This window comes from Vibrio sp. Y42_MX_L11 (genome assembly GCF_024181785.1).
Classification (GTDB): domain Bacteria; phylum Pseudomonadota; class Gammaproteobacteria; order Enterobacterales; family Vibrionaceae; genus Vibrio; species Vibrio diabolicus.
On sequence record NZ_JAMZAP010000005.1, the window covers coordinates 95,161 to 107,790 of the forward strand.

The window sequence follows — 12,630 nt, forward strand, 5'->3', positions numbered from 1 at the left end:
GTGGTTCAATGCAGATCGTACAACTCAAACCAAGTTGGGCTGACAAGCTATTCGGCTACTCAGAAAGATGGAAATGCCAACTTTGTTGTAAGATCTACCGCATCTAAAATTAAAAATAGAATCTTAGTTTTTCTAAGAAAAAGCAGTGGCCCGACAGTAATTGTCGGGTTTTGTTTTTCTGTACATCCATTTTTATCCCTTCGCAACACGGTCACTCATCACGGCAAAACCTAGCATCTCAATGTGACTTAGGTATAGAATCAGGCCCACTTATTTATTCCGATATTCACATATAACTGGTCACTATGAACAAAAGTTTGCTAACGAATGTCCTCGCTATCGCTTTGATGGCTGGAGGTCATCAATTACAAAACGACTACCTTTGGTATGCGGGGTTGTTTGCGTTCTCAGGCGCCATCACTAACTGGCTTGCCATCCACATGCTGTTTGAAAAAGTGCCTGGATTATACGGTTCTGGCGTGATCCCCGCGCGATTTGAAGAGTTTAAACTGGCTATCAAAAACTTGATGATGGAGCAGTTCTTTACCGAAGCGAACATCGATCGATTCTTGAACAAAGAAATGGCGGGCGGTGTAAACATCGATCTTCAACCTGTGATTGAGAAAGTGGATTTAAACCCAGCGTTTGACTCTTTGGTAGAAGTGATCGAAGGCTCTCAATTTGGCGGCATGCTAGCGATGTTTGGCGGTGCGGAGGCATTACAACCTATGCGGCAGCCTTTCGTCGAAAAGATGCAAGAATCCATTATTGAGTTGAGCAAGAGCGATAACATCAAAGAAGCACTGAAAGAGCAGTTCGAATCTCCTGCTATGATGGATGAGATAAAGCAGAACATTGAAGGCATCATTGATCAGCGCTTGAGCGAATTAACACCAGCACTGGTCAAAGAAATGGTGCAAAAAATGATTAAAGAACACCTTGGCTGGCTAGTCGTTTGGGGCGGTGTTTTTGGCGGTTTAATTGGTGTTATCAGCACCTTTATCGGCGCATAGTCGCTCACCGATTTATCAAAAAGGAGCTTCGGCTCCTTTTTTGATCTTGAAAAAGTAATACGCCAAGTCACGTTAAATAATATTCTCAACGCATAAGCGCTGCGGTCATAGACATCAGCCTCGCCTAACCAAGGAGCTCCGGGTTTACGCCAAATCCTGTTTTATGTTCTTCAATTACCACTTCACTGCGAGTCTGGATTACGCCCGGAAGCGTGCCTAACTTACTCGACATAAACTCCTGATACGCTTTCATGCTCTTAACACGAACCTTTATCATGGTATCGAAGTCCCCAGAGAGCGAATAACACTCTTCAATTTCCGGCATCAATTCGACGGCTTTCGCAAACTTTTCAAAAATGGAAAAACTGGTTTGGTCTAAGCGAATATGGATGAATACTTGCACATCCAACCCTAATTTTTCCGCATTCAGCTCCGCATGATAGCCATTGATATACCCCTCTTTTTCTAGCCGCTTCACGCGGTCAGAACACGGCGAGGTCGTTAAGTTGATCTGCTTTGCGAGTTCAACAACTGGAATTCTGCCTCTTGAATGAAGCACTCTCAAAATGTGTAAATCAATCCGGTCCAATTGATAACTCATTAACCCACTTCCTTGTAACCACTTAGAAAGCATCACATTAATCGTTGCTCAAACAATTGCAAACCATCAAATGCACAGCATGTGAAATTCAGCAGAGAATAATTAGAAAATAACTAAGGACGGAAAGGGCTGCGATTACTGCCGCTCTCTCCATAACCGAGTATGAAGAACAAAAGTAATCTGGCGGCTCCCGTAGAGTCGCAAATTTGAAAGCGTGTGATACGCCTTTATAGATCTGGCGTGCGGGGCAAGCCGCCCTGTTTAGCGATTAATCATAGCTATCGCTCTGAATTAGAGAGCTGCCGACGTATGCCTGGTAGGATGAGGAATCACTTCTCCAATTGCACGATGATTACAGCATCGGCAGTAGTATTGTGGTTCCATCTCGTAGTAGTGTTCACCTGATACAAATTTCGCCATCAGCTGTGTAAAACTCACCACTTTACCTGTCAACGAATCAACGGGCTGTGGCTCGCAACGCTTCATGATCACTTTATGTTGCGTTGATTTTCTACAAGCTGCGCAATATATATCCGGCATTTCTCTTCTCCCTGTTTTTCAGTACTACTGACAATTGACATATTTTGTTCAAAATAATTCCACAATAAAAAAGCCCCTTTAATTTTTTGTGTCCTATCTTCAAAAAATTGGACGAAAGTATCAAAAAATTGAGACATTGGTCAGACCTCAACTTTTGTACCATTATTATGAACGAACGCGCTTATGTGTGTAATAATACGACACATCACACATAAGCAATTGTTGCTACTCGCTATTTCAATCTGCAATGATCAATTTTATGGCGTTTTAAATATGGCTTTCACTCACATTTTCGATTCAGGCATTACTTGGTTGTTTAAACACGCCTGATTTACAGTGTGAATCTGCAATTTCCACAATACTGACTCATCTCAAGGACGCACGATGACGCTTCAACCAACGCTCACGACACAAAGGCTTATTCTTCGCCCATTTCATCCGACAGACAGCGAAAAAGTCGCACGACTCGCAGGAGACAAGAGCATTGCAGATATGACGGCAAATATTCCTCATCCCTATGAAGAGCCGATGGCACAAGTTTGGATTAAGAGCCATATTGGCGTATATCACCAACGTAGTGGGGTCATATATGCCATTACTCAACGTCAAGACGAAGCGTTAATTGGTGCTGTTAGTCTGCTAAACATCTCGGAGGGAGTCGGCACATTAGGGTATTGGCTTGGCGTCGATTATTGGGGGAATGGGTTTGCTCAAGAAGCGTCAATGGCTTTAATTCAGTTTGCCAGACCACATTTTGAGTTATCGGGCCTAAAAGCGATGCACTTGGTCGAAAACAGACAATCCCAATCAGTCATTCAAAAGTTGGGCATGACGTATATCGACAATCACATCATCAAAATGCAGGGAAAAGAACGAGAAGTCTGCGTATACCAGCAAATATTTTCGCCTCAAGTAACCGTAGCAACCTCTCAAAATTAAGGCACTAAAAAACCAGCCTCTCAGCTGGTTTTATCTTTCACCTTGAAAGGCAAAAATACTAGTCTTGTGCGACTTTCACACGAATCTTGCTCTTATGTACTGAAGACAGGTTTAGTGCCTCCAACGCCGCAACGGCTTCGGCTTCATCCGGCATGATCACAAAACCAAACCCTTTTGATAAACCCGTCTCTTGATCAAGCACGACGGTGCAAAGCTCAACTTTGCCGTAGTTTGAGAACAGAGTACGGATGTCTTGCTCTGTCGTCTCACGAGCTAAGTTTCTTACTAGAAGTTTCATATTAAACCATTTTATGTTTATAACGCCTCAATTCTCTCAGCTTCTCCCTTACAAACCAAGTGAATAATGTTGTTGCGAAGGCTAGATGTCTCTAAGTGTTTCTGTTTAAATGATTTTTAGTGATAACGCTCTGAATCCTGCATTACGAAACGATTGGAGTATAAAAGCCTAGGAGATTCGACATGGAAACCAAACGTTTAAAGCTCATCCCAGCTTGCTTGGAACGTGCAGAAGAAGCACATCAGGCCGTTGTTCGTAGCCAAAAAACGCTTGAAGTTTACCTGCCATGGGTACCTCACGTGCTCACTTTAGAAGCGATGATTGCAGGGACAGAGAAAGCCATCGCAAACTTTGAAAACTTCGAAGAAGAGTTGCGCTACTACCTAATCGACAAGGAAAGCGATCGTTTACTCGGCGCCATTGGGTTAATGATCCATGATCAAGATATACCGGCATTTGAGATTGGCTATTGGCTTGATGATCGCGCGGTAGGCTACGGTTATATCTCTGAGGCGGTAGCGGCGATTGAAAACTATGCATTCGAAGCGTTGGATGCGAAAAGAATCGCGATTTTAGCCGATGCGAATAACCGCAAAAGTCGTGCGGTTGCTGAGCGCTGTGGGTATGAGTTTGAAGGTGAGCTACGCAATGCTCGGCGTGCGTCTTCTGGCGAGCTGAGTAACACCGTCATTTACGCCAAAGTTCGTCGTGACTAACACACTCACAAAGAATAAAGCGACGTGAAAATCTGGCCTCAAGCAATCACCATTAACGTTTATTAAGTTCAGATAAAACAAAGCCCGCTGTATAAGCGGGCTTTGTGTTCGTAAAAGGAAGTAATTAGTCTAGTTCAACTAGTTTCTTCTCGTACGATTGATGTTGGTCTAATACGTCTTGCGCTGCACCACCTGTCGCTTTGCTGATAACAACGATAGCAAGCGTAGAGAAGATGATGCCCGGTACGATTTCGTACACATCAAACCAACCGCCAGTTAGCTGCTTCCAAACTACGATAGTGATACCACCAACAAGGATACCTGCTAGTGCGCCGTTACGGTTCATACCGCTCCAGTAAAGGCTAAGTACAACCGCAGGACCAAATGCAGCACCGAAGCCAGCCCAAGCGTAAGAAACAAGACCAAGTACTGAACTATCTGGTGTCATTGCTAGGAATAGCGCAACAAGCGAAATAACGATAACGCCGATACGGCCAATCATTACGATTTCTTCAGAAGACGCTTCTGGCTTGAATACTTGCTTGTAGAAATCTTCTGCAAGCGCTGAAGATGAAACAAGAAGCTGTGAGTCTGCTGTACTCATTACCGCCGCTAGGATTGCTGCTAACAACATACCCGCAACGACAGGGTGGAATACTGCGTTAACCAATAACATGAAGATCTTCTCGCCATCTTCTAGTTGAGTGCCCGGATGACCCGTAACCCAAACCAGACCGACAAGACCAACAAGCATTGCACCAACCATAGATAGTGCAGTCCAAATCACAGCGATACGACGTGCAGTCGTTAGATCTTTGTTTGAACGAGACGCTTTAAAACGCGCTAGGATGTGTGGCTGACCAAAGTAACCAAGACCCCATGCCGCTAAAGAGATGATAGCAATCGCAGACAGTGGTTCGCCTTTGGCGTCATTCCATAGCGTTGCAAGTTCTGGGTTGATGTCATGCAGATCAGAAGTTAGCTGACCTAGACCACCGTCCATTACTGCAACAGGAACAATCATTAGCGCAGCGGCCATTAGCAGACCTTGCACTAAGTCAGTCCAAGATACCGCAAGGAAACCACCGAATAGTGTGTAAGAAACGACACACACCGTACCGATGATAACAGCGTAGGTGTAATCTAGACCGAATACCGTCTCAAACAGTTTGCCCCCTGCGACCAAACCTGAGCTGGTGTAGAAAAGGAAAAATAGAAGAATGAAAAACGCAGAGATTGTCTGGATCAGTTTCGACTTATCGTTGAAGCGACGTGACAGGAACTCTGGCAACGTTAACGCGTCAGTTTGGATACTGTAGGTACGTAGGCGTTTTGCACTGATGAGCCAGTTTGCCCATGTACCAAGAAGTAGACCGCCGGCTAACCAGAAGGCCTCGATACCCGCAGCGTACGCATAGCCAGGCAAGCCTAGCAGCAACCAGCCACTCATATCTGAAGCACCTGCAGATAATGCAGCAGGCCACGGACCTAGGCTACGGCCACCTAGGAAGTAATCAGATGAATTGGAAGTCCTCTTATACGCGTAAACGCCAATAGCAACCATAATCAGTAAATACGCCACAAAAGTGGACGTGATAGCAAAGCTATTTTCTATCATTAGATAGTCCTCGTTATAATTATTTCCTTCCTTGCCTGCCCTGATATTTTACCGTCTCAGCAATACATCAGAGTATAAGAAACCAATCTGGACCGGCTCTCAGTCCAGTTACTCCAGATTGGTATCACAAGTCAGGTTAGTGAGTTTCGTTCCCCAACTCGAGTAGAGTCGCGTTACCACCCACCGCGGTAATATTTATCGTTCGAGTGCGCTCGGTAATGAAGCGCAACGAGAGATGAGGATCATGAGCCAATTTCGGTGACTCTAAATCCGTTTCAGAAACTAAGCCGACGATTGCACCGTCACGCTTAGCTAGTTGAAGATTGAGCGCATGCTCAACCTGTGAACGCCCAACATAACCCACACTACGTACATCGCTCTCAAGCAACGGGGCAGACGCATCGTACGCAACAACCTGGACTAAGTTAGATGGGAAGTTTGCCAACGCTACAGCTTGCTTAACCAGTTGGTTTAGCTCTGCATTGTCACTGCAAACGACCACACTGTTGCCTGCAATTAAGGCACAGGTGATCATCGCAAAAGCACTGTATAACGCATTATCAGCAGGCTCGATGTTGTTTTCACAAATCACCAAAGCCACACCGCGTCCTGCGGCATACAGTTCGTTAGTTTCCCCTGTAGGGCCAACTAACTGGTGAGTTTCTGCAAGAAGAGTTGATGCTTGTTGCAAGTGGTAAGAAACCACTTTGGCAACGGTAGACTGCTGCCCTTCTAATGCAGATTTAAATGCCAGAACATGCTCGCATTTGTAATCAAAATCAGTCAGATTCCACTGCTCCCACGCAGAGAATGCATCTTTAAAATAGGTGATCTGATGAACCATAATGCGACTCCTTATGCGTTTTCTGCTTGAGCAAGAAGATGTTGAGTAAAGCGGAATAGGTAGTGTGGACCACCAGCTTTCGGGCCAGTACCCGACAAGCCTTGACCACCAAACGGCTGTACGCCAACCACAGCACCAACTTGGTCTCGGTTGATGTAGCAGTTACCCACTCGAGCGTGTTTCTCAATCCAACGGTACGTGGTTTCGTTACGGCTATGGATACCCATCGTCAAGCCAAAACCGGTCTTGTTGATCTGCGCAACCACGTTCGGTAATTCAGACGCTTTAAAGCGAACAATGTGCAAGATTGGACCAAATTGTTCTTCTTTCAGCACATCAATGCCCGAGATTTCAAACGCACTTGGTGAGACAAAGTCACCATGCTGGCACGATTCATCCAGCTGTAGCTGAGCGACTTTAGTCTGTGTTTTGCTCATTTGCTCAAGGTGAGCAAGGAGTTTTTGTTTTGCATTGCTGTCGATAACCGGACCAACATCCGTTTTGTGTAGGTAAGGTAAACCAACATGCAGCTCATTCATCGCACCTTGAATCAGGTTGATCATACGGTCTGCAACATCTTCTTGTACAAATAGAACACGAAGGGCAGAACAACGCTGACCGGCAGATGCAAACGCCGAACGAATCACATCACGCACCACCTGCTCTGGCAATGCCGTACTGTCCACGATCATTGCGTTTTGACCACCTGTTTCCGCAATAAACGGTACCGGTTTCGCGCTGCGCTCCGCAAGCGTGACGTTAATGCGTTGCGCAGTTGCCGTTGAACCAGTGAATGCCACACCAGCAATAGCATCATGAGAAGTCAGTGCATGACCAATCTCAGCGCCGCGACCAGTAAGTAACTGAATCACACCAGCAGGGAAGCCCGCATCAAGCATTAGTTCAATAGCGCGAGCGGCAATTAGGCTTGTTTGCTCAGCAGGTTTGGCAACCACAGTGTTACCTGCAATCAGTGCTGCCGTTACCTGACCAAGGAAGATAGCCAGCGGGAAGTTCCAAGGGCTAATACACACAAACACACCAAGACCTTCACGGCTAGAAATGCGTTTCACACCGTCAAAACCTTCTAGCTCAAATGGCTGTAGGTTTTGCGCTTGTTTCGCGTAATAACGACAGAAATCCACTGCTTCACGAACTTCATCAATACTATCGTGAATCGTCTTGCCCGCTTCTTTGTGACAAATCGCCACCAGCTCAGCCAGATTTTCTTCCATTAAGTCAGCAAGCTTTTCTAAACAAGCCGCTTTTTGCTCAACAGGAACGCCTTTCCAATCAGAGAAAGCAGTTTGCGCCGCATCAATTGCAGCGGAAACATGATCAAGTGTTGCAAATGCCACCTTGCCGACTTCAATTCGGCGATCGTACGGTGCGGTGATGATCTCAGCCGCATTTTCCTTGATCATGCTTTCGGCAAAACGCTCACCATTGATCATCGGGCCTGCAACCCACTGATTGTCCATGAAGCTTTCTACTTGCGCTTCAAATGACTTCGCCTCACTGTCGATATCAATGTTGACGCCGTATGAGTTCTTACGCTCAGGGAAGATATCGGCAGGTAATGGGATCTTGTCGTTGTGTAGCGTGTCAAAACCCGTCAACACATCAACAGGATGATGAGTCAACTCGTAAATCGGACAACGCGCATCAACCAGACGGTGTACAAACGAGCTGTTCGCGCCATTTTCAAGCAGACGACGAACCAAGTACGGAAGAAGATCAGCATGGCTACCGACAGGAGCGTAAATACGTACTGGCTGACCATACATTTCCATAACATGGTTATACAGTGAATCACCCATACCATGTAGACGCTGGAACTCGTACTCTTTGTGCTCAGCCATTACAGCGATTGCCGTCACCGTGTGGGCATTGTGGCTTGCAAATTGTGGGTAGATATTACCGCGAACACCTTCGCTAAGTAGGAAACGAGCACAAGCTAGGTACGCAACGTCCGTCGCTTCTTTGCGAGTGTATACCGGGTAATTAGCGTAACCCGCTTGTTGAGACCACTTGATTTCGCTGTCCCAGTACGCGCCTTTAACCAAACGCAGCGGAATAAGGTCACCCTGCTCTTTTGCGAGTGCGTTTAGCCACACCAAGACTGGTAGAGCACGTTTTGAGTAGGCTTGAATAACCAAACCAAACTTGCCCCAACCTTTCACAAGATCGCTACGGTACACTTTCTCAAATAGCTTCAGAGAAAGCTCAAGGCGATCCGCTTCTTCTGCATCGATTGTGATTGCAACGTCGACTTCAATTGCACGTTTCAATAGCTGCATTAGTGAGTCATACAACTCTGTCATTACACGTTCTTCATTTGCGACTTCGTAGCGCGGGTGTAATGCAGAAAGCTTGATGGAAATCGAAGGCGCAGGACTGGTGTCATTGCCGTAAGTCTCTCGACCTACCGCTTCGATCGCCATTAGGTAATCTTTGAAGTACTTGTTCGCGTCCGCTGTAGTTAACGCCGCCTCACCTAACATATCAAATGAGTAGGTGAAACCTTTGTCGCGCATTGGGCGACCGTTCTTTTGCGCTTCTTCGATCGTACGACCACGAACAAACTGGTGACCCATGATCTTCATTGCCTGATACATGGCTTTACGAATCACAGGCTCAGAGAATTTATTTACCAGACGGTTTACAGCCTGACCTGGGCTCTGGGTGCCTTGCTCACCAAGGCCAACCACTTTACCTGTTAGCATAAGTCCCCATGTTGATGCGTTAACAAACACAGAGTCAGAGTTTTTCAGGTGAGATTTCCAGTCTGCGACGCTCAACTTATCTTTAATCAAAGAATCTGCTGTCGCGGCATCTGGGATGCGCATTAATGCTTCTGCAAGACACATCAGCAAGATACCTTCTTGAGTATCTAAGCTGTATTCCAACAACAGAGCATCAATCATCTGGATTGACTTCTTATCGGCACGAATGGCTTCGATAAGTTGGGTCGTTTGGGTAGTGATCGCCGATTTTTCATCCTCTGTCGGCGTCGCTAGTGGCAATAGTTGCTCTAGCCATTGAGACTCGTCCACCATATACAATGGCGAGATCAGTGACCACAACTTATCAAGCGGCTGCCCGATAAATTCCGGTGTCAACACGTTCGTAGCTGTAAACATGTGTGTTCCTCAATCTCACTCCTCGAAAACCGCTTCGAGGATTATCAATGGCTGGCAGTGTATTTTGAGGCCGATAAGAATACTTGTCAAAAACTACGACATTTTTGCCAAAAACTCGCTTTTATAACAAAACATCCACATAGTCACATTCAAATAGGTAATATTTTGTGTTGTAAATTTTAATTTTTTCATTGCAATCACAACAAAATGTCAAGAATATCAATAAGATTTTTGTGAAGCGTTCGTTCTAAGAGAAAATGTAGGATCAAGTGGCATATCAGTCACACCAAAGGACAGAGAATTTAACAAAACGAGAGATAGGTCACGTGAATAAAACACAAAAAAACCATGCATATTGCATGGCTTTGTTCTGATTGCTGATAATTTGACCTAAAAATACGCGTTGTTATCCAACTTGTTTTTTATAGCGGGATGGCGATATTCCCTGTAAGCGAGTAAAAGTATGAGTAAACGTACTCTGGCTTGAGAAACCAGTGAATTCGGCAATTTGCCCTAAAGAAAGGTGGCCTTGCTCGATTAATTCACGAGCCATGTCGATACGCTTTCCGAGAACATATTGATGAGGTGTAATCCCCATCTGCTCCTTAAACAAGCAATGGAACTGACTTTCCCCAAGAAACACTCGTCCCGCTAACTGAGCCACACTGATTTTATGGCTAAGGTGCTGCTCGATGTAGCGATCAATCGCCTCCAAATCAAAGCGTGACTCTTTTCGGCTAGTCTCAAATGCCGAGATATGGCGCTGCATCAGTGCAATCACAGTGTCGTTGCACGCACGACTTAACAGCAGATCATCCGGATGGTTTCGCATTTCCTGGACCAACATCTGTATCAGCTTCTGAATTTGACCATCTAACTGAAAGTAGACATGGTCTCTTTCTAGATTATTGATTTTCTGCAGCATTTCAGGATCATCATTTGTCGGTTTTGGCATATTCAGCACCAAAATATCCGATTGATTAATGACGCCACCGAAAGCATGATCAGAGCATGCGGTTACCACACAACCTTGGCCAGGACCGACAAGATTACCTCGTCCACGCACTTCAAATTCGGCTTGTCCTTTTAAACCAATCACGATCTGTGTGTAAGAATGATCATGGCAGTCCATATAAGACGGAAGTGTGATCAGTTCTGCTGGCTTAGGCAGCATAATCTCTTGATATGGCGGGGCTTTGGGGTTATCTGAATCACTCATTTTAAACAGTCGTCTTTACACGGTCAGCTTACGTCTTGGCATCATATACCTTCCTTGTTGGGTTGCAACTTTTCCCCAACTCAATCGCACAAGATCAAAACAGCATGATCAAGTTCGTTTACATGATCATAGTTCCGGAACGATGATCATGCGAGGTTAACTTACGGTCAATGAGCAACCAATTTTATTAACAAAAACGGATAGATAGAAGCACCTTACGTATACATAACCAATAGATATAAAGATCCTTGTTACCGAACAATCCGTTATTTGGTAGAACACTGCGGTTCAAAATAGATAAATCGCCTCATAAACAGATCAAAGCCACATCTTGAAATCAACATAGAGGGATTTCCCCCCTTACTAATATGCTTCTGATTCAATACATTAGTCCTCGAGCTTTAAGATGCATACGATCTAAAGCTCTCGGTATCTCATTGATACCTCTAACTTACTTAGCAGACCCTCGCTAGGTAATTTAGAACCTCTTCTACACGTCGACAAGATTATATCTTGTGTTGCCAGCCCGTCTTCAGGCTGGCTTTTTTTTCGCTTCTCAACAATGAAAACAATGGCATAAGCTGATATTATAGCTTTCGTCTCACTGTCCCTCTCATATGACTTAGGCGCCGTTCTCCCTCTCGATGAGTGATATGAACGCCAACTAAATTACAACTGAGTTGTAGGAAGCATGATCAAGGACGATACGAGTTGTAAGCCGAACATCAGGCGGACATCCGTGAGCGCACATATCTGTAATGAAACAGACCATTTTCCCAATTAAATTCTTCGTTCAATTTCGTTGTTGTTTATCACTGTGTGACGAAAATATCGAACACCATGAACTTAATTGGATTGAGCGCCAATCAACGAACGTGTTCTAGCAACATGACTGCCTACTTGGCAATGTCAATATTAACAACGCAACACGGACGTCTCTGTATTGGTAAAAGCTGTATGTAGTGAGTCCTTTTGTGAATATTTCAGTCGATACCATAGAACAATCCCTCCTTAAACAGCTACCAGGTTGTTGGGGATGCAAAGATAAAGATTCGGTATTCCGCTACGTAAATCAGGAATACGCAGAACTGTTGGGACACACGTCGCCCGAGGAGTGCGTCGGTAAAACTGATTTTGAGATGGCAAGCCCAACCACTGAATGTGCACAAGAATTTCAACGCCAAGATAAACACGTTATCGAAACTGGTGAGTCACTCAAAATTCTTGATATCCACCCTTATCCAGATGGCCGCTGGCGAGCCCATATCTTTACTAAAACACCGTGGCGAGATGACAATGGTAACATCGTAGGGACCATTTTCTACGGAAGAGAACTCACCGACACCGCCGTGATTGAAGTCGGGTATTGGGTTTGTCGTGCAATCAGCACCAACCCTAATCAGCAATCCATCTTTCGTTTCTCTGACTTACAGCCAAAACCAGAGAAGCTCACATGTCGCGAGCAAGAAACGCTTTTCCTCTTGCTCTACGGCAAGAAGCCACAATTCATCTCTCAGGTCATGGGTATATCAACAAAAACCGTTGAAGGTCACGTCGCACGCTTACGTAATAAGTTTGCAGCGAACAGCAAGAACGAACTAATAGATAAAGCAATGGAAGCTGGCTACGGCTCTGTTGTGCCCAAAACTCTGCTTAAGCATCAATTATCGGTAGTGTTGAATGGAGAGCGATAATTCGC

At 45.1% G+C, this 12,630-nt stretch carries 11 protein-coding genes; 4 read left to right on the plus strand and 7 right to left on the minus strand.

The window, feature by feature from the left end:
* Positions 1-305 precede the first annotated feature (305 nt).
* Entirely contained in the window at positions 306-1,013 is a 708-nt protein-coding gene (locus NL643_RS07190; protein WP_005392172.1) for a DUF445 domain-containing protein, read from the plus strand.
* 124 nt (positions 1,014-1,137) lie between these two features.
* On the opposite strand, the gene NL643_RS07195 is transcribed toward NL643_RS07190, so the two are convergent.
* Both NL643_RS07195 and NL643_RS07200 read right to left on the minus strand, forming a co-directional pair.
* Entirely contained in the window at positions 1,138-1,614 is a 477-nt protein-coding gene (locus tag NL643_RS07195) for an Lrp/AsnC family transcriptional regulator (protein ID WP_006740877.1), read from the minus strand.
* A 291-nt stretch (positions 1,615-1,905) separates the two neighbouring features.
* Positions 1,906-2,154, minus strand: a complete 249-nt coding sequence (locus tag NL643_RS07200) for a hypothetical protein (protein WP_012842405.1) — start codon at positions 2,152-2,154, stop codon at positions 1,906-1,908.
* A 384-nt stretch (positions 2,155-2,538) separates the two neighbouring features.
* On the opposite strand from NL643_RS07200, the gene NL643_RS07205 reads away from it, so the two are divergent.
* Complete coding sequence (locus tag NL643_RS07205; RefSeq protein ID WP_253644174.1) at positions 2,539-3,093, plus strand: GNAT family N-acetyltransferase; 555 nt, start codon at positions 2,539-2,541, stop codon at positions 3,091-3,093.
* A gap of 58 nt (positions 3,094-3,151) precedes the next feature.
* Here NL643_RS07205 and NL643_RS07210 read toward each other — a convergent pair whose 3' ends face one another.
* Positions 3,152-3,391 (minus strand): RNA-binding protein, encoded by a 240-nt coding sequence (locus NL643_RS07210; RefSeq protein WP_005392166.1) that lies wholly within the window; start codon positions 3,389-3,391, stop codon positions 3,152-3,154.
* A 182-nt stretch (positions 3,392-3,573) separates the two neighbouring features.
* On the opposite strand from NL643_RS07210, the gene NL643_RS07215 reads away from it, so the two are divergent.
* The gene (locus NL643_RS07215) at positions 3,574-4,107 is read left to right on the plus strand and encodes a GNAT family N-acetyltransferase (protein ID WP_253644175.1); all 534 of its coding nucleotides are present in this window, start codon (positions 3,574-3,576) and stop codon (positions 4,105-4,107) included.
* A 124-nt stretch (positions 4,108-4,231) separates the two neighbouring features.
* On the opposite strand, the gene putP is transcribed toward NL643_RS07215, so the two are convergent.
* From putP to NL643_RS07235, 4 genes are all read right to left on the minus strand, one after another.
* On the minus strand, positions 4,232-5,725 hold the full coding sequence (gene putP, locus NL643_RS07220) for a sodium/proline symporter PutP (RefSeq protein ID WP_005392162.1): 1,494 nt from the start codon (positions 5,723-5,725) through the stop codon (positions 4,232-4,234).
* Between the two features lie 136 nt (positions 5,726-5,861).
* Positions 5,862-6,569 (minus strand): 1-pyrroline-5-carboxylate dehydrogenase, encoded by a 708-nt coding sequence (locus NL643_RS07225; protein WP_006740880.1) that lies wholly within the window; start codon positions 6,567-6,569, stop codon positions 5,862-5,864.
* An 11-nt stretch (positions 6,570-6,580) separates the two neighbouring features.
* Positions 6,581-9,712: a bifunctional proline dehydrogenase/L-glutamate gamma-semialdehyde dehydrogenase PutA gene (gene putA / locus NL643_RS07230; RefSeq protein WP_253644176.1), complete on the minus strand. Its 3,132-nt coding sequence runs from the start codon at positions 9,710-9,712 to the stop codon at positions 6,581-6,583.
* Positions 9,713-10,118: 406 nt separating this feature from the next.
* Entirely contained in the window at positions 10,119-10,931 is an 813-nt protein-coding gene (locus tag NL643_RS07235) for an AraC family transcriptional regulator (protein ID WP_006740882.1), read from the minus strand.
* Between the two features lie 974 nt (positions 10,932-11,905).
* On the opposite strand from NL643_RS07235, the gene NL643_RS07240 reads away from it, so the two are divergent.
* On the plus strand, positions 11,906-12,625 hold the full coding sequence (locus NL643_RS07240; RefSeq protein WP_005392144.1) for a PAS domain-containing protein: 720 nt from the start codon (positions 11,906-11,908) through the stop codon (positions 12,623-12,625).
* The last annotated feature ends 5 nt before the right edge of the window (positions 12,626-12,630 follow it).